The 18,317-nt window shown below is 45.3% G+C and carries 20 protein-coding genes; 11 read left to right on the top strand and 9 right to left on the bottom strand.

Features of this window, described 5'->3' with window-relative positions:
* The first annotated feature begins 43 nt into the window (after positions 1-43).
* Positions 44-229 (top strand): hypothetical protein, encoded by a 186-nt coding sequence (locus B9G69_RS03975; protein ID WP_088616808.1) that lies wholly within the window; start codon positions 44-46, stop codon positions 227-229.
* Between the two features lie 80 nt (positions 230-309).
* On the opposite strand, the gene B9G69_RS03970 is transcribed toward B9G69_RS03975, so the two are convergent.
* Together B9G69_RS03970 and B9G69_RS03965 are read right to left on the bottom strand one after the other, a co-directional pair.
* Complete coding sequence (locus B9G69_RS03970) at positions 310-1,245, bottom strand: hypothetical protein (protein ID WP_088616809.1); 936 nt, start codon at positions 1,243-1,245, stop codon at positions 310-312.
* Between the two features lie 18 nt (positions 1,246-1,263).
* Positions 1,264-2,274 (bottom strand): L,D-transpeptidase family protein, encoded by a 1,011-nt coding sequence (locus B9G69_RS03965; RefSeq protein WP_088616810.1) that lies wholly within the window; start codon positions 2,272-2,274, stop codon positions 1,264-1,266.
* A gap of 160 nt (positions 2,275-2,434) precedes the next feature.
* Here B9G69_RS03965 and B9G69_RS03960 point away from each other — a divergent pair, with 160 nt between their 5' ends.
* The 3 genes from B9G69_RS03960 to B9G69_RS03950 all read left to right on the top strand — a co-directional run bounded on the left by B9G69_RS03960 (position 2,435) and on the right by B9G69_RS03950 (position 6,012).
* On the top strand, positions 2,435-2,947 hold the full coding sequence (locus B9G69_RS03960) for a flagellar basal body-associated FliL family protein (RefSeq protein WP_265437963.1): 513 nt from the start codon (positions 2,435-2,437) through the stop codon (positions 2,945-2,947).
* Between the two features lie 229 nt (positions 2,948-3,176).
* Positions 3,177-4,589: a M16 family metallopeptidase gene (locus B9G69_RS03955; protein WP_088616812.1), complete on the top strand. Its 1,413-nt coding sequence runs from the start codon at positions 3,177-3,179 to the stop codon at positions 4,587-4,589.
* A complete protein-coding gene (locus B9G69_RS03950; protein WP_088616813.1) occupies positions 4,582-6,012 on the top strand; it encodes a M16 family metallopeptidase in 1,431 nt (476 codons plus the stop codon). The genes B9G69_RS03955 and B9G69_RS03950 overlap by 8 nt, the downstream gene beginning before the upstream one ends.
* A gap of 53 nt (positions 6,013-6,065) precedes the next feature.
* Here the strand turns inward: B9G69_RS03950 and B9G69_RS03945 are convergent, their stop codons facing one another.
* The gene (locus B9G69_RS03945) at positions 6,066-6,782 is read right to left on the bottom strand and encodes a hypothetical protein (RefSeq protein ID WP_088616814.1); all 717 of its coding nucleotides are present in this window, start codon (positions 6,780-6,782) and stop codon (positions 6,066-6,068) included.
* Between the two features lie 78 nt (positions 6,783-6,860).
* Between B9G69_RS03945 and B9G69_RS03940 the strand changes: the two genes are divergently transcribed.
* Positions 6,861-7,760, top strand: coding sequence for a LysR family transcriptional regulator (locus tag B9G69_RS03940; RefSeq protein WP_265437962.1), 900 nt, complete (start codon positions 6,861-6,863; stop codon positions 7,758-7,760).
* 78 nt (positions 7,761-7,838) lie between these two features.
* Complete coding sequence (locus B9G69_RS03935; RefSeq protein ID WP_322740773.1) at positions 7,839-9,668, top strand: methyl-accepting chemotaxis protein; 1,830 nt, start codon at positions 7,839-7,841, stop codon at positions 9,666-9,668.
* A gap of 75 nt (positions 9,669-9,743) precedes the next feature.
* On the opposite strand, the gene B9G69_RS03930 is transcribed toward B9G69_RS03935, so the two are convergent.
* On the bottom strand, positions 9,744-10,250 hold the full coding sequence (locus tag B9G69_RS03930; RefSeq protein ID WP_088616816.1) for a hypothetical protein: 507 nt from the start codon (positions 10,248-10,250) through the stop codon (positions 9,744-9,746).
* Positions 10,251-10,507: 257 nt separating this feature from the next.
* Here B9G69_RS03930 and B9G69_RS03925 point away from each other — a divergent pair, with 257 nt between their 5' ends.
* Positions 10,508-12,016: a phospholipase D-like domain-containing protein gene (locus B9G69_RS03925; protein ID WP_176401007.1), complete on the top strand. Its 1,509-nt coding sequence runs from the start codon at positions 10,508-10,510 to the stop codon at positions 12,014-12,016.
* 9 nt (positions 12,017-12,025) lie between these two features.
* Here the strand turns inward: B9G69_RS03925 and B9G69_RS03920 are convergent, their stop codons facing one another.
* The 5 genes from B9G69_RS03920 to nrdR are packed head-to-tail and all read right to left on the bottom strand — an operon-like array spanning position 12,026 to position 14,856.
* Positions 12,026-12,871 (bottom strand): pyruvate, water dikinase regulatory protein, encoded by an 846-nt coding sequence (locus B9G69_RS03920; protein WP_088616818.1) that lies wholly within the window; start codon positions 12,869-12,871, stop codon positions 12,026-12,028.
* 2 nt (positions 12,872-12,873) lie between these two features.
* Positions 12,874-13,431 carry a GTP cyclohydrolase gene (locus B9G69_RS03915; RefSeq protein ID WP_088616819.1) on the bottom strand — a complete coding sequence of 186 codons (558 nt, stop codon included), beginning with the start codon at positions 13,429-13,431 and terminating at the stop codon, positions 12,874-12,876.
* Between the two features lie 42 nt (positions 13,432-13,473).
* Positions 13,474-13,926, bottom strand: coding sequence for a hypothetical protein (locus B9G69_RS03910; RefSeq protein ID WP_088616820.1), 453 nt, complete (start codon positions 13,924-13,926; stop codon positions 13,474-13,476).
* Complete coding sequence (gene nusB, locus B9G69_RS03905; RefSeq protein ID WP_088616821.1) at positions 13,926-14,333, bottom strand: transcription antitermination factor NusB; 408 nt, start codon at positions 14,331-14,333, stop codon at positions 13,926-13,928. Before nusB ends, B9G69_RS03910 begins: the two co-directional genes overlap by 1 nt.
* On the bottom strand, positions 14,272-14,856 hold the full coding sequence (nrdR, locus tag B9G69_RS03900; protein WP_088616822.1) for a transcriptional regulator NrdR: 585 nt from the start codon (positions 14,854-14,856) through the stop codon (positions 14,272-14,274). The genes nusB and nrdR overlap by 62 nt, the downstream gene beginning before the upstream one ends.
* A gap of 159 nt (positions 14,857-15,015) precedes the next feature.
* Here nrdR and B9G69_RS03895 point away from each other — a divergent pair, with 159 nt between their 5' ends.
* From B9G69_RS03895 to B9G69_RS03880, 4 genes are all read left to right on the top strand, one after another.
* Positions 15,016-15,663 carry a hypothetical protein gene (locus tag B9G69_RS03895; RefSeq protein ID WP_088616823.1) on the top strand — a complete coding sequence of 216 codons (648 nt, stop codon included), beginning with the start codon at positions 15,016-15,018 and terminating at the stop codon, positions 15,661-15,663.
* Complete coding sequence (locus tag B9G69_RS03890; protein ID WP_088616824.1) at positions 15,660-16,850, top strand: RsmB/NOP family class I SAM-dependent RNA methyltransferase; 1,191 nt, start codon at positions 15,660-15,662, stop codon at positions 16,848-16,850. The genes B9G69_RS03895 and B9G69_RS03890 overlap by 4 nt, the downstream gene beginning before the upstream one ends.
* Before the next feature lie 86 nt (positions 16,851-16,936).
* The gene (locus B9G69_RS03885; RefSeq protein ID WP_088616825.1) at positions 16,937-17,518 is read left to right on the top strand and encodes a hypothetical protein; all 582 of its coding nucleotides are present in this window, start codon (positions 16,937-16,939) and stop codon (positions 17,516-17,518) included.
* 63 nt (positions 17,519-17,581) lie between these two features.
* Positions 17,582-18,277, top strand: coding sequence for a hypothetical protein (locus B9G69_RS03880; RefSeq protein WP_265437961.1), 696 nt, complete (start codon positions 17,582-17,584; stop codon positions 18,275-18,277).
* The last annotated feature ends 40 nt before the right edge of the window (positions 18,278-18,317 follow it).

Raw genomic sequence — 18,317 nt, 5'->3', positions numbered from 1 at the left:
TGGATATAAAAGATGGCGATTATATATTCTAAAGGAGCGCGCGATGTCTTTGGCTGAAGCTAATAAAAATCTTAAATGGGATACTCGAATGACTGAAGCTAAGGTTAACTCTGGTGAGCTTAAAAAGGATGAATTGCAAAAGCACCTTGAGCAACTTCCAGACCTTGCTCACAACGTTGAGAAATTCACGATTGACGGTAAACCAGCTTCTTCTGACGAATCTCACTAAGATTTTTCAAGATAGTTGAAAATGAAAAAAGCAGCCCTTTGAGGCTGCTTTTTTTATGCTTTCGTCGCGGGATAATGTAATCAAATCCCGTAGTACTCAAAGACTCTAAGAGCTACGGCAAACTCGTGTTCCATGTCCAAAGGGTCGGCGGCAAGATGGAATGTCGGTTCTTTGGAAGGCTTGTGCAGGCGCGCCAGCTTCTTTTGTGCCTTTTGCCAGTAGCGTTCCTGCCATTGAGGGTTTGTCACACGTGTGAACAGCTCGTTAATTTCAAGGCTGCGCGTGGTAGCGTCTTTGTTCATTTTCTTTTGGCCGGGGAAAACGTAATCCACGACTTTGACGACGTCTTCAGGGTTCACTAATTCCAAAGTGCAATAAGTCGCGCATACCATGGACAGCAAGTACTTGCGGTAGGTTTGCAAATCTTTAGTGTGATAACTGTGTTCGCCACCTGAGCGATAAATAACTTTCAGATCTTCAAAGATCGGCGAGTGCTTTTTACCAAGTTCGTCACCCAATGCTAAATCTAAAACCACAACCAAGCTTTCCGCGAAATTTAAATATCTGCGAAAGGCCGTGGCATCCTTAGGTGCAGGAGGCAACAGGCGCCACAACACGCGGTGGTTCTGCTCGTGATACAACGAGATCTCATTAAAGCGACCCAACGCCTCAAGCTCTTTATCGGGATCAGCAAGTTCATGAGAATGATCTTTAAACCATAACAATTCAGACCAAGATGGGGAGTATTGAATCACGTCTGCAAATAAATCCTGAGCACTCAATGATCGCATCGTTGAGCATAGTTTTGCTTCGAACACTCCGCCCAATTCCAAATACATTTCACGGCTGGCGCGATAAAGGGAGCTTGCATGAAGCAATTGCTCATCCAAAGGGTATTCAGTCAGTGCTATTTTGGAATGTTTTTTAGAAGTGGGCAGGCTGCTTAGCAGCTGGAGGTCTTCAATGAAATTTTGAACGTGCGGATTCGTTGCGGGTGGGGACGATCTTTTCGTCATTTCAATCGTCCCTTAAGATTACTGAGTTTGTTGAACGTTGCCAGCTTGGGCCGTCATCGAATTTTCGTGAGCGATCGCATTTGTGACAGCTTTTTGGCTGAATGGAGCCCACTCTTCACGGATGATTTTATAAGTGTCACCAGCTTTGATCGCGTAAATCGTTTTCACACCGTAATCGATGTGTTTGTCCGATTCATAGCGCTGAAGCGTTTTCACCAACAACTGTTCGTTGTGTGCAACGATGTAAGGTTGTGAAAGGTGAACTTTGATAAATTCATATTGTTTTTTCAAATTCGACTTATGAGTCTTCCATGAGGCGAAGTTAAAGCCTGGCGCTTTAAAATCAGAATCATAATAGCTCATATACTTGTCGATATCTTGCGCTTCCCAAGACTGTCTCCAGCCTTCAATGAAAGAGTTCAAAGCCACGCGACGTTTTTCATGTTCGTCTTTTTGAACATAGCTAACATGATCAAAGATCAAGATCGGCGTTTCGTTTAGTTTTACGTAATCAGCTAACTTTTTGATAACTTCATTGCGAACAACAACGCAGCCACGAGACCCGCGAGTTAATGGAACTGTATCAGGAATCGCATGAAGCCAAATACCTGAACCCGTTTTGTTTTCACGCTTATCAAATAGATTTGGATAATTCGTTGTGAAAGCCAAGCCGCCATAAAGGTTGAAAGGGATTTCCGGCTGAGTCAGACGCTTTTCCAAGAAATAGATACCTTCGGGAGTCCTGGCATCATCACGCTTGGTTTTGTTGCCACCGTTTTTACCGATGTCAGCAGGGAACTCGTCAACTTTTTTGATTTGTTCGCCGTTGCGTTCGAAAACAGTCAGCTTGCGCTTTTCTTTATCAACGAGGAATACGAATTTAGAAAAAGCCTCTGTCTCAGAGATTTGCAACAGCGGAGCTGGAAGCAAATCGGTCGCCTCAAACTGAGACGGTGCAGATGATACAGATTCCGCCTTTGCAGGCAAACACGATAGTAATATTAGGCAACCCGAGAGCAAAATTCTCATAATATATTATTTCGGAAGACTGGTGATTTTTGTCAAGCCTCAGAATGAAATTGTCTAGAGGTTCGACGAAATATCCGAAATCCCTCAAGAAAATTTGAGCCTATTCCCGTTAAGACCTAGGACTGTTGCTCCGATATCGTTTATGAAGGAAGAGGTTTACATGGCAGAGAGTCAAGAGGGACAAGCCCCGGCAAAGCCTAAGAATACAGGCATGATCCTGCAAATCGTATTTGCGGTGATCAATCTGACTGTTATGGGTGGCGGAGCTTATATGGTATATGCCTCGACGATGGGGTGGGAAAGCCCTGTTATCAACGAGGAATCTGCTCAAAGAGAACTGGCATCAACTGAAGAGACTGAATTGGCCCCGATGGTTTACACCATGGACAAATTCACTGTGAATTTGACCGGGGAGCCTAAAAGAACGATCCGTCTTGAAGTGAACTTACAAATGCTCGGTAAAGATGGCTTTGAAGAGGTCATGGAGCCTGAGAATCGCGCCAAAGCGCGTGATAAAATCGTTCGTATCCTGAACGAAGAAGGTTTTAGTGATCTTGAAAGCATCCAAGGCAAACTGTTCCTTAAGGACAAAATCGCCTCTCAAGTAAACGGCATCCTTCATAAGGGCGTCGTAAAGGACGTGTTCTTTTCCGACTTTGTTCCAGTGCAATAGTACACACGGTTAACCCGTGCAGTAGCACTTACACGTTACTTAGATCTAGTTTGAAACTTACTAAGCTCTGGCACCTGCCGGAGCTTTTTTTATTTTGCGATCTGTGTGCTCCTAGTCCCAACGAAAGTCGGTGCTGTCTTAAGTCTTAAAGCGCGGCTAGTTGTTGTCATCTTGGTAGGACCAGCCCAAACTTACATCTATAGAAATTACTCCAAGGAAAGAAGCAACTATGAAACGGATTTCTACTTTGCTTGTCGCGGTGGCTTGCATGTCTGCGAGTTCTGCGCACGCTGTCGAACCAACTCCAAACCAAACTCCAAAAACAGAAGTTATTGGTGCCATCAAAGGATGGACTGGCAATGAAGTATTAAAGTTATCCTTGCCGGTAACAAAGTTTCAGTTAAAGAACGGATTGACGGTGTTATTGGTGGAGGATCACTCTGTGCCAATGGTGAGCTACCACACTTGGTACCGTGTGGGTTCTCGCGATGAATCACCAGGAGTAACGGGCGCGGCTCATATGCTTGAGCACATGATGTTTAAGGGCGCTAAAAAATACGATGGGAAAGCTTTTGATCGTATTTTCCATGAGAACGGTATTTCCAATAATGCCTTCACCACAAACGATTACACGGGCTTTTATCAAAATCTTCCAAGTGACAAATTAGAATTAGTCATGGATATGGAAGTCGATCGTATGAGTGCGCTTGCTTTAAAGCCTGAAGATTTGAAAAGCGAAAAACAAGTTGTGATGGAAGAACGCCGCTGGCGCGTAGACAACAACCCTATGGGAGTTGTGCGTGAAACGATGATGAGTACAGTTTTCAAAACTAGTGCTTATCACTGGCCTGTCATCGGTTACATGAAAGATATCGAAAGATATGACTCCGACAAGCTTCGCTTTTTTTACAGTACATATTATGTCCCGAATAATGCAGTTCTGGTGTTGGTCGGCGATTTCGATACGGCTAAAACCAAAGCTTTGATCGAGAAATACTATGGCAGTTTAGAATATCGTCCCTTGCCACGTCGCGAATATCCTAAAGAGAAAACTCAAACAGTTCAGCAAAACGCCACGATTAAAAAAGATGTTCAAAATGATTCTTTCATCGTGGCTTTCCAAAGCCCGGCGCAAAGCGATCCCGATATGTACGCTTTGGATTTGGCCGCGAACATCTTAGGAAATGGGACATCGTCGCGCTTGCATAAACGTTTGGTGTATCAAAAACAATCTGCGACATCCACTTATGCATTTAACTATGCGATGAAAGAGGCCGGAGTTTACGCTGTGGGCGTGAACATGAAGCCCGGTGTGGATTACAAAGAAACTTTGGAAATCGTTTATAACGAACTGTGGAAATTAAGAAACGCGAAAATTTCTGACCTTGAGTTGCAAAAGGCGAAAACACAAACGATTAAGGAATTGGTTGATTCATTGAAAACAATGGATGGCAAGGCTCGTGCGTTGGCGGTGAATGAAATCGTGACTGGCACTTATGAAACCCTTTTCAGTGACACAGCCAAATATCAAGCCGTAACCGCCGACGATATCAAGCGTGTCAGCGAAAAATATACGAATCAAACACAACGCTCCATCATCGTGCTGGAACCTAAGAATAAAAAAGGAGCTGCAAATGAATAAATTAGCTCAAACTCTGACTTTGCCTCTGATGTGTGCGGCCCTTGCTTCTTGTGCGGGTAAAGGAACGAAAACGGCTTCTACACAGGCGGTGCCTACGGGATATTCAGCTCCAAGAAGTGCCGGCAGTTTTAAGCTGATGCCGTTTAAAGAAGTGGTTTTAGAAAACGGACTTAAGATTATTTATATTCGTGATAACAGTCTTCCGCGTTTAAGTCTGACGGTTTTGTTCAAAACCGGAAACATGCAAGAACCTAAGGATCTTGCGGGCCTTAATGCGATGACGGCATACCTGCTGGAGCAGGGGACGCAAACTCGTGATGCGATGAAGATCGCAGATGAATTTGGTCAAATGGGAACGTCGTTAGATGTCAGCCCTGGGTTTGATGTCACAACGATCTATGCGGATGCACTGACCAGCAATTCAAATCAATTGCTTCAGCTATTTGCTGACGTTTTAATGAATCCGGCGTTTAAAGATGCTGAAATCAACAGACTTCGTTCGCAGATCATGGCAAGTCTTAAAAAGAAAGTTGATAATCCCTCTGCATTTGCGGACGAGCAGATGGATCAGTTCTTGTACGGAGATCACCCGTACGGTCGGGATGCCAACGGAACTCCGGAGGGTCTACGCACGCTTCGCAAACAAGACATCATCAAGCACTACCTGACATTCTATCGTCCGAACAACGCGACGATGGCAGTCGTAGGACAGTTTGATGACGAATTCGAAAAGCAGTTGCAAGAGACGATGGGCAAGTGGACAAAACGCACGATTCCAACATTGACGGCAACACCTGCTCCGACGATTGAGTCGACACAAGTAAAGTTGATTGTGAAAAAGGGATTGCAACAAACTCAGATTCGCGTGTCTCAGTTAGGGATTCAACGTAAAGACGATGATTTCATTCCTTTACGCATGGCCAATGAGTCCTTGGGTGGCAGCTTTGGCAGCCGTCTAAATCAAAAAGTCCGTGACGACTTGGGTTTAACTTATTCGATTTATTCCGGCTTTGATTCGCGCAAAGACCGCGGCAGTTTCGATATCTCGACATTCACGAAAAATGAAACGGCTGTGAAAGCCTTGGATGAAACGCTGAAGGTTGTGAAGGAATACGTTGAGGGTGGTTCCACAGAACAAGAGGCCGTGGCGGCCAGAAACCAATTGGTAGGTCAGTTCCCCCGAGCCATCGAAACTTCGGATCGACTGGCGTATAACTTGTTAGTGTTGGATTACTACGACATTTCTTATGAGTATCTGACGGATTATATTTCGAATGTGAACAAGATTAAACAGAAGGATGCCAACAACGCGATGAAGCGCCATGTGGATCCGACAAAGTTTAAAGTGGTTGTGTACGGAAACGAATCCATCATTCCTCAGTTCAAAGATTATAAGCCTGAAATCGTACGATTGGCCAAATAACAAAAAAAAAGCCCACTTGAAGAAGTGGGCTTTTTTGTTTTTAAAGATCTTGGTTATTTGCGTTTGTTTTTCTTAGCTCTTAGGAAGATCAGGGCTCCCAGGGCTGCCAGGATCAGTGCGCCCCCGAGTAGTAGGGCCTTATTGCTTTTGCCACCGCCAGATTGACCATCTTGGTACATATCACCCGGCATGGCGTTTTGAATGTTACTGCCGATCATTCCGCCAGCTCCACCGACTCCCAGTTCAGGTCTTGCACCCAAATTTGGAGCAGCGATCACTCTCATACTCATCACGGCCTTAAAGAAATCTTGGCTGTATTTTGTGTAGTATTGTTTGTGAGCTGAGAACGTAACCAAGATCGCAATTTTATTTTTGATCGTTGCCACATAACGAGTGAAGTAATTTGGCACTTCAGAGTTCATGTGCAAAGCATCGACCCATGGTTGGTCATTGATTGTCTCTTGCTTACTTTTATAAACCACCTTCGAAGTCAAAGCGCCACCTTTAGACATAACTGAAATCGGCGAGTCCAAATGGGCTTGATAAAGTTGGAAGGTATCCGTAGGACCGATTTCTTTAGCTGTAAGAATGATGATGGCTTCTTTGGACTCTTTATTCTGTTCGCTTCTGCAAACCCACTCTGTTTGCTCAAGATTGCACTTCCAAGTGTCAGGAAGCTCAAAAGAGATGTAAGCGTTGCGGAAGACTTTTGCATTGGCGCTAAAACTGAGTAGAATAACTGCCAACGGCGCTAAGAAGCGAAACTTCATTTTGATACCTCCAAATGCAGACGTTAGTAAGTATAATAACAAAATGCATCGGGATCAAAGCGCAAAGGAGAAATTGTCGTGAAGAATTTGTACCAGCTAACTACCTTTGTGACGGTCATCAGTGAAGGCAGCATGACGGCAGCTGCAGATAAGCTCTATTTGACTCAGCCGGCGGTCAGCCAGCAAATTCGTAATCTAGAGGAAGATCTGGGGGTTGAACTCCTGGTCCGGGGCGTGCGCCAAATTAAGGCAACGCCACAAGGGGAAGTTTTATTCGATTACGCTAAAAAGATCATTCACCTGACTCAGCAAGCAGAAATCGCGATCAAATCCATAGGTAATCAAATGAAAGGCCAATTGAGAATTGGTACGTTGAATTCCATTGGTCTCCACTTGATGAGTCCAATTGTGGGACGATTGATGCGCCATAATCCGGATTTGTCCTTGAAGATTGATTACGAATCCGGCGAGGACTTGATTAAGAATTTTAAAAAGTCTCTGTACGACGTGATCATTTTGCCAGATACGAAAACCGAATTTGCCGAAGAACTAGATGGCGTCGAGCAAAAGTTCCTGGTCAAAGAAGAGATGTGGTTAGTCGGTTCCAGTAAAGACGAAAAGATGCCCCAACAAATTACTTCCAAAGATCTGGGGCAATTCCCCGTTGTCGACTTTACGCAAGAATTTCCTCGTTTCAATCGGCTGTTGAAAGAAAAAATGGAAGCTTCCCAAGCCCACGCTATTTTTGAATCAGCCAACGTCGGTACATTGAAGCGAGTCATCGAGGCGGGTTTGGGGTGGGGGTTTTTGCCTGCTCATTCCATTAAAAAACAAGTTCGCTCGGGTCGCTTGAATCGTGTGTACGTGAAAGATCTTCCGTACGAAATGGATCTGATGTTTTATTATAAAAAGAACTCTGCTAATAAGCCCTTAGTCGAGGTCTTTTATTCGACTCTAGCTGGTCAAGAGAAAGCCTAGACCTACACCCAGTTATATAAAAATTCACCTTTTCCGAAAAGTCTTTAAGATTCTTAACTTTTCGGAAAAGGTGTTTTCGTGAAGCATTCCATCCAAGTCAAAATGTCCGTACCCATTATTCTTATTGCGATCATAGTTTTTGTCGCAATGAATTTCTTGGTGGCGGAAAACAGTTTGAACACAGCAGAGCGCCAAGCCGTCGATAAATCAACTGCGATTGCGAAAGCTTACGCGAACGAGATGCGCTTGTCGGTCGAGCAGGGACTGGGGATCGCAAGAACTCTGGCGCAGCACTTGGCATCCGCCAAGAAAAACAATCATCTGGAGCGCGGTCCGGTTGAGCACTCTTTCCAACATATACTTGAATCAAATCAAGGTCTGATCGGTGTGTGGACGGGCTGGGAGCCCAACGCCTGGGACGGCCAAGATGTTCATTTTGCCAACGCAAAAGGCTACGATAAAACGGGTCGCTTTGTTCCTTATTTAAGTTTTGAAAAAGGTAAAGCAACTTTGACGCCACTTATGGATTACGACAAACCAGGTGTCGGTGATTACTACTTAGTTCCGAAAGCTCGCGGCAAAGAGACGATGGTTGAGCCTTATCTTTATCCCGTGGACGGCGTTCAAACCTTAATGACATCAGCAGTGGTACCAATTTTCTTTGAAGGAAAATTCGTGGGAGTGGCGGGTGTCGATTTGCCGCTAAAAGATCTGCAAAATGATGCATTGAAAATCAAACCTTTTGAGACATCCACGGCCTATTTGGTGACAAATGCGGGTAATTTCGTAGCTCACCCCGATGAAAAGATGCTGACAAAACATTCTACTTTTGAAGTGGCGCCGGAAAAATTTAAGGCAGCCTTTGCAAAAGGTGAAAGTCTAGTGATCACCGGCATGGACCCAGATCTTAAAGAAGAATGTCTTTACGTGGTGTCGCCGATGGTGATGGGCGGGACGGACGCGCCATGGTCTTTGGTGATTCGTACTCCACTTAAGACTGTCATGGCAGATGCTCGTGCAATGGTGTGGACTCAGGCTGTTATTGCCCTGATTGGTACCCTTGTGTTGTTGGTGGCTGTTCTTTTCATCGCTCGCTATATTGCAAAAGCGGTGACATCTATTACGAATCGCCTTTCAGAAACCGGTGATAACGTGACGGTAGCAATCGAACAGTTGTCCTTGGCCGGTCAAAGCCTGTCACAGTCTGCTAGCGAATCGGCAGCGTCCTTGGAAGAGACTGTAGCTGCCTTGGAAGAAATGAGCTCCATGGTTCGTATGAATTCCGATAACGCGAAACAAGCGGCCCAATTGTCTTCTCAGTCTTCAGAATCTGCACACAAGGGTGAAATCGAGATGACCTCTTTAATGCAATCTATGGAAGACATTTCTAAGTCTTCGAAAGAAATCGAAGAAATCATCAACGTGATTGACGATATCGCGTTTCAAACGAATCTTTTAGCCTTGAATGCGGCGGTTGAGGCTGCCCGTGCAGGCGAACAAGGTAAAGGTTTTGCGGTGGTCGCAGAGGCCGTTCGCGCCTTGGCACAAAGATCTGCAGTGGCTGCGAAAGATATTAACACCTTGATCAAATCCAATGTCATCAAGATTGAAAACGGCACGTTGCAGGCAAATCGCTCCGGTGAAGTTTTAAAAAGCATCGTCACTTCAGTCAAAAAAGTTTCAGACTTGAATCTTGAAATTTCAACAGCCAGCGAAGAGCAAGCCACGGGTATCCAACAGATTTCCAAAGCGATGAACCAATTGGATGCGTCTGTACAGTCAAATGCGGCCTCTTCGGAAGAGATCGCAGGTACATCGACCGATATCAGCAATCAGGCCAATGTTATGAAAGCTTCCACAGATGAAATGAACGTATTTGTTCACGGGGAATTGAAAAAAGCAGCATAGTTTGCGAAAAGTAACCGCCATCGGCGGCTTTACTAAAAGAGCGAGGGGTGGTCTCCTCGCTCTTTTTTATTCTAGTTATTGACCTTGTGTTGGTGCAGGACCTTCAGTGATTGACTCAATAGCCAGTGTCGTTTTAGTGCCGGCAGTGACATCAGTGACTTCTTTTTTGATAAGACCAAATGGGACATCACCCATCCATGTTTTGATCACCCGGCCATCATCGGCGGTCACCGTCATACGGCAGGCAGAATACGTGCCGGTTGTTACCGCAACGTCTTCCATTGTTCCGCCTTTTTCAGCGCATTTTGCCATTAGCAATTGCCACTCTTCAGGATTCCACAAGCAAGATGTAACAATCTGTTCTGTAGTTGTTTGGTCACCTTTTGTCATATCGAATTTTACTGTCCACTTGTGAGCATCCATGTCCCAAGCAGTCACTTCTTTAGTGGCAGAAACGGGTGTGCTAGTTCCGTCGAGTTTGTCTTCGGAACCTTTCCACGTCACTTTGTCACCCAAGGCTGGATAAGCAAGTGCGATGTTAGAGGAAAGAAGAAGTGCGGCGGCAATCACTTTCGAAAACATAATGACCTCCTGTCATTGGTTGTTGAAAACGGTCACAGCATCGCACAGGGATTTTCAAAATTCCCTATGTATTGCGACGGCCTTGCGATCAAACATTCACCCACAAAAGTCATGACTGTTAAGTCCTTGAACAGCCTTGAAAAAATTGCCTAGGTCCCGAGAATATCCTCTGCCAAGTGCTGTGGATTTGCACTGGAATGGCCGTCAATTTGCATAGTTGGAGTCGGTATTCTAGCGTTTCCAATTCGGAGGTCTCGGTGAAAATAAGTGTGTGTTTGATGGCTGTTGCGATTGGATTCACGAGTACTGCCATCGCCTCCCGAAATATGAAAGATGCCACCGGCGTTTACCGCCGCAGTAAAGAGCCACAACAGGTAACCATCCTTGACAGCGGCATTGCCTCCTTAAAAAAGCGTCTGGATATGATCGAAAATGCTAAACAGTCGATCGAGATGGAATACTTTATTTATAGCATCGATACGGCAGGCCGTTTAGTCACCGATGCCCTGATTCGCAAAGCACGCCAAGGCGTAAAAATTCGCGTTATCGTTGATACGTCATTGCCGATTTTTGAGCTGAATAAATACTACGCTTCGGTGCTGAAAGAGGCGGGAATTCAAGTACATTACTATAATCCCGCGGTCTTGGTGCGTGTCGTAACGGCGCAATTCCGTAGCCATCGAAAAACGTTGATCGTGGACGGTGTTGAAGGCATCACCGGCGGTCGAAATATAGCCGACGAGTATTTTGATTTAAGTCCCGAATATAACTTTTTGGATACAGATATCGTGGTTAAGGGTTCTATCGTTCAAGACATGCGAAAAAGTTTTGAAGAGTTCTGGAATGCAGATTTAACTGAAGATGCGCCCCTGGTGCGTCGTCCACGCCCTTCAGATTTTCCAGGATTGAGCGATAACTTTGAAAACGATCCATGGGCCACCCAAGACAAGGATGCTCGTATCAGTATCAGTCGTTATAAAGGGGAGATAGCCCGTTACGAAGACGGAACTGCAAAGGCCAAAGCTTTCACCGTTCTTACCAGTGAAGATCGTCGTATCCGCAGTTATGTTGATACCTTTGGGGCGCAACTCTTAGCTAAAGAAGCCACGGGCGTCTGTAACGATATGATTTTTGCTGCCGACTTTCCGGGGATGGGTGAAAAAACTCGAGTGTTGCGTAAGCAACTGGCCGTCGAAGCAAATCTTGCTGAAAAGAAAATCTATATAGAATCACCCTATTTCGTTGTGAAAAAAGAAATCTCCACGATCTTGGATGATCTTCTTCGTCGTGATGTCGAGATCAACGTTATTTCGAACAGCCTTTACTCAACAGATGCGTTTTATACTCAAGCGATTTTCGACACGCGCATTCGTCGTTGGACAGAGCTAGGTGTGAATGTCTGGATGCATAAGGGGACCATCGATCCTAAAATCTATCCTGTGATTCCGGATGCCCGTCCCTCAAGATGGGGCACTCATTCCAAGCGCGCAGTGATTGATGAACGAACGGTCATCGTTGGTACTTTCAATATGGACCCGAGGTCCACAAATATCAATGCGGAGATGGCCCTGATCTGTCGTGATAATCCAAAGCTTGCCATGGCTGTGCAAAAAAATATTAAAGAGCATATTGCGTCGGCGGCAAAGTTGAATCGCGCAGGCCTTAGAGAAGACGGTCGTCCCATGCATGAAAACGTTCCAGTTTCAAAGAAGGTGCTTTTCTGGATGACGCTTCCGTTGGCAAACGTCTTGGATTTCTTATTGTAAGCGGAAACCTTAAAAGATCACGCTGTCTGGCAAACCTAGGCGGGCAGCGATGATACGCACGATCTCACTCGCAGTTTCTTCAAGGGCACGCTCGGTCACATTGAACACCGGCCATCTGCGATTTTGTTTAAAGATCTTTTCAGCGAACTCAATTTCCTTGGCGATATGTGACATCGAGGCGTATTCGCCACCAGGGTCTTGCCCGAATTTTTCCAGACGATTCTTGCGAATTCTTTGCAGCGAATCCATATCAATAATCAAACCCACTACGCGACGTTGATCGACTTTGAAAAGCTCCTCGGGAAGGGGCGCATTCAAAACCAAAGGAACGTTAGCAACTTTCCAGCCTTTGTGACTGAGGAAAATTGAAAGTGGTGTTTTGCTGGTTCTGGAAATTCCGACCAGTACGATGTCTGCTTTATCAAGCTCGGCAAATGTTTTTCCGTCGTCATGTTTGACGGTGTATTCAATCGCTTCGATGCGCTTGAAGTATCTTTCATCGACAGCACGCAAGGCGCCGACGTGGGATTCGGAGTGCTCACCAAAGAAAGTATCCAAAGTTGAAAGCAATGGCCCCAGCAAGTCAAAATAAGGAATACCCTTCCCAGCAGCTGCATCCCGAATCTTGTTACGTAATGAAGGACTGGCGACGGTGTACGCCAGCATCCCGCGGCGCTCGAAACATTCTTCGATCACGGCTTCGGCTTGGGCTTCTGAACGAACATTTTTGCAACGAATGATATTGATGTCTTTATTCGAGTATTGAACCAAGGCAGCGCGAATCATGGTCGCAGCCGTTTCACCAGTACTGTCTGAAAGAATGTAAATGGTATAGGTCTTATTCTCGATGCTCATAATTAATCTGCAAAACCATTGATTAAAGCACGGCGCACGTTTTCTGCATGAGCTTGCAACCAGATATCAGGTAAAGAGGACATCAAAATAAATGAAAAATCGGGAGTGACCTTGATCAACAGACAGGTTGTTTTGTGATCCATATCCAAGTGCTGTAAATTCGTTTTGCGTAAGATGGCTGCAGAATCGGTTTTCAACCAGGTCATCAAATTTGCATTCGGAAGACTTAAAGAAGATTTCGCGCTGTTTTTAAAAAGCTCTGAAACTCCCTTATGAAAAAATGCCTGTGCTTTCCAGTCACCATCGTGATTTTCAAGTAAGATGCCTGCTTGGAACAACATCGCTAGGCGAGAAAACACCACGATCGCGCGGTCGATATGATCTTCAGGCAAGCCTTGAGACAAACCACGCACCAAAGATTCATCACGAGAAGCTTCAAATTCTTGTTGCACGCGTTCGCGCTCTTCGGATTGGGGATCAAAATCATTTTCTAAAAATGACTGAAGACGTTTTTGAAAAGTGGAAATTTTAGAGACAAGCGCTTGTGATAGACGTTCCATGATGCAATCCTCTTTCCTTCATTGTGAAGGCAGAGGAGATCATTAATCAAGCACGACAGTGAAATCTTGATGGCTTTGATGCTTCAACCAAGCTTGTTGAAAGTTCCCAGTACTTTGTCCAGGTGGCAGAAACACGCGCAATGTTGGTTGCTGTAAACCGCTCCAAACTTGGGAAATCGCTTGGCTCCACGAAGCCAGATCTTCTGTCCACGGAATCACCACAACCCACTTGTTGGGAAGCAGCGTTTCGGAGGCAATCATCATCGGCGCATTTTGAGCAACCGGGCGATAGAATTTAGTCAGCTCGGTTTCTTTGATCACGTCGTTGAGAAAGCCAGGAACCTGGTTGCTGACGTGACGGGATGATTTGCAAAGTTGAAAGTTCAAATACCAATCAAGTTTGCTGGTCCATTCTGATTTCCCAAGTTGCGGTACAACCCAAAGATCAGATCCGGGATTGAATGCGCCCGCTTGGGAAAGCACATTGACTGCCATTAGTGCACCTTGCTCACTTGATCCAACAAGCCATTAACAAAGCTTGCAGAATCAGATGTGCCGTACTTTTTAGCGATCTCAACCGCTTCATTGATGGCAATGTTTTCTTTGATAGGATCGGCAGAGAATTTCATTTCCCAAACAGCGATGCGCAAAATGTTGCGATCAATCGTTGCCATACGTTCAACTTTCCAGTGTGCGCTGGAGGCTTGAATTTTTGCATCAACGGCGGCTTTATTTGCCTGAACACCTTTGATGATCAAATCTGCATAGGAAGTCGTTTCAGTGTCATAAGACTCTTCGAAAACATCCATGAAAGTACGAACGCTGATAGTTGGCGTGAACTCAGTTTGGAACAGGATTTGGAGTGCGAGCTCCCGGGCTTGGCGTCTTGCTGTCAGTTTCATGATTTGGCTTTTTCTCGCTTTCAACGAAGTTCATCGCAGTCAGGCTTAATTGTGGATTACTTGCATCGACAAAATCAAGCAGTTCAGCGTCTTCAAGAGTCTCAACAAATTCCTGGACGTCTTTAAAGGTACGATAAACACTCGCGAAACGAACATAAGCCACGTCATCAAGCTGTTTCAATTCGGCCATCACTTTTTTGCCAAGCAGGCGAGAGCTCACTTCGGATTCGCCACGGTTGACGATCCAAGCTGCAATTCGCTCCACCACGGCATCGATTTGCGCGACACTGACAGGACGTTTTTGGGTCGCAGCTGACAAGCCCTTCAGGATTTTTTCTTTACTGAATGGTTCGCGGCGACCGTCTTTTTTAATGATATAGGGGAGGGCGATCATGATTGTTTCAACAGTCGAGAAACGAGCTTTGCACTCAAGGCATTCGCGACGGCGGCGGATGCTGCCATCTTTCTGCACTCTCGTATCTAAAACTCTGTCGTCTGCGTGGCCACAAAATGGGCATTTCATAGTCTTTGGTCCCGTCCCAAAAGGTTAGCCGGAGATTAGGTATCGCCTCTCTCAGAGTCAATGCCTCTAGACTCAATGACTAAATGTGTCATTTGGTGCTGCAATGAGTTCCGCCTGAGCCCAAATTCTGGCTAGAATATTGGGTAGACGAGGTGACTCATGAAGAACGTTTTTTCTGTATTTTTGCCCCTATTTCTATTGGCTTCCTACTCACAAGCTCAGCAGCCAGTAGTAGGGCGTGATGCCGCGGCGAAATATTTTCAAAAAGACAATCTGGACGACAACACCACGTACGTAGGTGGAACAAGTAATACCACAAGTGGCGGGTCATCGGATCATTACCTGGCTTTGCACTGGGCCCGCTATATGGCATCCCAATCTTACGATTGGGGTAAAAATGGGCAACAAGATGACATCGGTAAAAATAATTTCGGTGTCACATACCGTGTGGGCGAGTGGTACAACTCCATGGATTTGAATATCCGCATGGAGTACACAGATTACAATGTGAGTGATGAGAACACGAGCAAGATTTCCTTCCTGCCTGTGATCACGTTTCCTGATGCAAACTCTCGTTTCCCTCTGTATTTCGGCGCAGGCGCGGGACTTGGCATCTTTATGAAGCAAACCAACTCCAAGTCCGCTTTAACGTTGGACTACCAATTGATCGCCGGTGCACGCTTTTTCAATGTCTTTGAAAACACTGGCTTCTTCATTGAGGCTGGGTTAAGAAATTCCCTGTTTTTGCTCTCTTCAGGGCAGATTAATGGAACCTTTTTAGCCGCTGGCTTGGTATTTACGTTTTGAAAATTCACAGACATCTCGCAGAGGCCGTTGTTAATGGTTTAGAAGAAATATTCGACCAGAACAAATACGCCGATAAAGTTATTCAATACAATCTTAAAGGGCACTCCAAATGGGGTTCCCGTGATCGCAAATTTTTTGCTGAAACAGTTTACGAAGTCGTTCGTTGGTACCGCTTGCTTGAGTTCATGGGACAAAGCGGGGACATGTGGCGCATCGTGGGTATTCAGTGGTTGCGAATGGGCTTTGACCTTCCAGATTGGGAAGAGTTCGAAGGCTTAAGTTACGACTTTATCAAAGCTCGTGAAAAAGAAGCTCAAGAAAAGTTCCCTGTCGCGCAGTCAATTCCTGATTGGATGGATACTCGCGGTCGCCAAGAGTTGGGCGATGTTTGGGAAAAAGTGGTTAAGGCCTTGAATAAGCCTGCTGAAGTTTTCATGCGTGTGAACGCTTTGAAATTCACTCCAGATCAGGTGATCGCAGAACTTAAAAAAGCCGACATTGAAGCTTTGCCGGTTTCTCCGGATCTTCCCTACGCCTTGAAATTAAAAGAGCGTCGTAACGTTTTTATTACCGAGGCTTTCCGTAAAGGGATGTTCGAGGTGCAAGACGCCGCTTCGCAGATGGTTGTGCCGATGCTTGACGTGCAACCGGGTCAACGTGTTGTTGATGCTTGCGCTGGTGCCGGCGGTAAGTCTTTACATATAGCTTCGCTTATGAAAAACAAAGGCCGCATCATCTCTATGGATATCCATGAGTGGAAACTTCAAGAGTTGAAAGTGCGCGCTCGCCGTAACAGCGTTGATATTATTGAAACTCGCGTGATTGATTCTAGCAAAGTGATTAAGCGTCTTCATGAAGAAGCAGATCGCGTGTTGTTGGATGTGCCTTGCTCAGGCATGGGTGTTCTTCGTCGAAATCCAGATTCAAAATGGAAACTGACAGAGGAGGAAATCACTCGCTTGCAAACCCTGCAGTACGAGCTTTTAACTTCGTATTCAAAAATGACGAAAAAAGGCGGCAAGATGGTTTATGCTACTTGCAGTTTATTCCCATCTGAAAACGAAAAACAGATCGAGCGCTTTATGAGTGAGCATGGTGCCGAGTGGTCTTTGGAAAAAGAGATCCACCTTCGTCCAGACCGCGAAGGATTCGACGGCTTTTACGCCGCACTTTTGATTCGCAAATAGCCAGACCAACAGCCTTGATAATTACAAGGCTGATTCAGACTGCTAAATAAATTCAGTCAAGATTTGAACAATCCGATCAGAATGATATGCAACCGAGAATTCTCTCTATCATTCTGATCCTTCTTGCGCTGTCGCCAGCGGCCCGCGCTGACTTCATGTTTGAAGTCTCAGGAACTTATATTACCGAGAAGACCGGTGCCACTGACGTCAAAGATGACGCCACAAAGTACTTCTATAACGTCGCTGGATATTTAGACTTCGGAAAAAAATGGTGGGCAGGTTGGAGTTACTTAGGTGTGAACATGGCCGGCACATCCAACGCATCAGGCAGTAACGAATCGACTTCGTTCCAAAGTTCGGACACTGGTCCGGCAATCAGATATTACTTCGGTAAAAATCAAGTGTTCAGCATGACGGCCGTTTTTAACGTCCTGTCTAAAGCATCTTTTAAAAATGTTGTGACGGATAAAACTGAGTCATGGAATGGCACAAGCTATCTTGTTTCGTTTGGCTTAATGCCGGAAGTGAAATCCGGATTCCATATCGGGGTTGCCATTAACTACTATTCAGCGTCTTACAGCAAGAAAACCGTCGATGGCACGGAGACTTCTGAAAGTAATACAAAGACATGGATGTTTCCGTCGCTTGCCCTTAGCAAAACTTGGTAAATCCCAACTTGATTCTGACAAGCGTCTCTTGATAGAAATCTTTCCACAATAGGGGAGGTTTTCATGATTCGTGTTCTTGCAATCATCGCTCTTTCTGCTGTCGTTACTTCACACTCTTACGCGCAAACAAATCCGCACAACCAAGATTACTACAAAATAAAAAACATCACCGTCAAAGAAGTGACGGAACAAATTCCCCCGTCAACATTTCAAGTCGCGTCTGATTGCACAACTCTGTCACAAGCAGCTCCCACTGCGGCGGCGGATATGATTTCGCCAGAACAAATCATCAACATCGGCAAAGAGATTTGGAAAATCATCGAGGCCGGTAAACCTGCGATTAACACAAAATTTGATACAGCCAATGCCTTGCCTGTGGGGGTGAAATGCTGGACGGACCTGCAAGGGTGGAGTGCCCCGAAATACAAAACCTACAACGTTCAATACAAAAATGGTTTTGATATGACGGTTGTGGATTTCACTTACCGCGTGATGTACACACCGAATGGAAATTTGAATGGGGTTGGCCAATACATTACAAATGCTCAAGTGATTCCGGCAAGCTTAACAGTGGCGTGGGGATTCGATTTCTCTGTGATAGCAAATATTCCAGCAGTCACCAATATTGGAACAACGAATAATCCTGTGGCAGCGATGCAAATGAATGTGCAGTGGACATTGGATTCGACAGTCACTCATATCGAATCTACACAAAGTTATTTCATTACTGGCGAAGGTGCTTTTCAGTCCTTGAAATAAATGAGCGGTGCGCATTTTTGGCAAACTGATCACATATTTC

The organism is Bdellovibrio sp. SKB1291214, from assembly GCF_002209355.2.
Taxonomy (GTDB): Bacteria; Bdellovibrionota; Bdellovibrionia; order Bdellovibrionales; family Bdellovibrionaceae; genus Bdellovibrio.
Note: the sequence above shows the minus strand (reverse complement) of the source record. Positions and strands in the feature narration are given on the sequence as shown.

What these genes read in the sequence shown, in the direction of transcription:
- B9G69_RS03965 (WP_088616810.1), bottom strand. Translation starts at nt 2,274, where the DNA reads ATGAGAATTTTGCTCTCGGGTTGCCTAATATTACTATCGTGTTTGCCT.
- B9G69_RS03895 (WP_088616823.1), top strand. Translation starts at nt 15,016, where the DNA reads ATGAAGAACGTTTTTTCTGTATTTTTGCCCCTATTTCTATTGGCTTCC.
- nrdR (WP_088616822.1), bottom strand. Translation starts at nt 14,856, where the DNA reads ATGAAATGCCCATTTTGTGGCCACGCAGACGACAGAGTTTTAGATACG.
- B9G69_RS03945 (WP_088616814.1), bottom strand. Translation starts at nt 6,782, where the DNA reads ATGAAGTTTCGCTTCTTAGCGCCGTTGGCAGTTATTCTACTCAGTTTT.
- B9G69_RS03880 (WP_265437961.1), top strand. Translation starts at nt 17,582, where the DNA reads ATGATTCGTGTTCTTGCAATCATCGCTCTTTCTGCTGTCGTTACTTCA.
- B9G69_RS03885 (WP_088616825.1), top strand. Translation starts at nt 16,937, where the DNA reads ATGCAACCGAGAATTCTCTCTATCATTCTGATCCTTCTTGCGCTGTCG.
- B9G69_RS03960 (WP_265437963.1), top strand. Translation starts at nt 2,435, where the DNA reads ATGGCAGAGAGTCAAGAGGGACAAGCCCCGGCAAAGCCTAAGAATACA.
- B9G69_RS03920 (WP_088616818.1), bottom strand. Translation starts at nt 12,871, where the DNA reads ATGAGCATCGAGAATAAGACCTATACCATTTACATTCTTTCAGACAGT.
- B9G69_RS03975 (WP_088616808.1), top strand. Translation starts at nt 44, where the DNA reads ATGTCTTTGGCTGAAGCTAATAAAAATCTTAAATGGGATACTCGAATG.
- nusB (WP_088616821.1), bottom strand. Translation starts at nt 14,333, where the DNA reads ATGAAACTGACAGCAAGACGCCAAGCCCGGGAGCTCGCACTCCAAATC.
- B9G69_RS03910 (WP_088616820.1), bottom strand. Translation starts at nt 13,926, where the DNA reads ATGGCAGTCAATGTGCTTTCCCAAGCGGGCGCATTCAATCCCGGATCT.
- B9G69_RS03970 (WP_088616809.1), bottom strand. Translation starts at nt 1,245, where the DNA reads ATGACGAAAAGATCGTCCCCACCCGCAACGAATCCGCACGTTCAAAAT.
- B9G69_RS03955 (WP_088616812.1), top strand. Translation starts at nt 3,177, where the DNA reads ATGAAACGGATTTCTACTTTGCTTGTCGCGGTGGCTTGCATGTCTGCG.
- B9G69_RS03915 (WP_088616819.1), bottom strand. Translation starts at nt 13,431, where the DNA reads ATGGAACGTCTATCACAAGCGCTTGTCTCTAAAATTTCCACTTTTCAA.
- B9G69_RS03930 (WP_088616816.1), bottom strand. Translation starts at nt 10,250, where the DNA reads ATGTTTTCGAAAGTGATTGCCGCCGCACTTCTTCTTTCCTCTAACATC.
- B9G69_RS03950 (WP_088616813.1), top strand. Translation starts at nt 4,582, where the DNA reads ATGAATAAATTAGCTCAAACTCTGACTTTGCCTCTGATGTGTGCGGCC.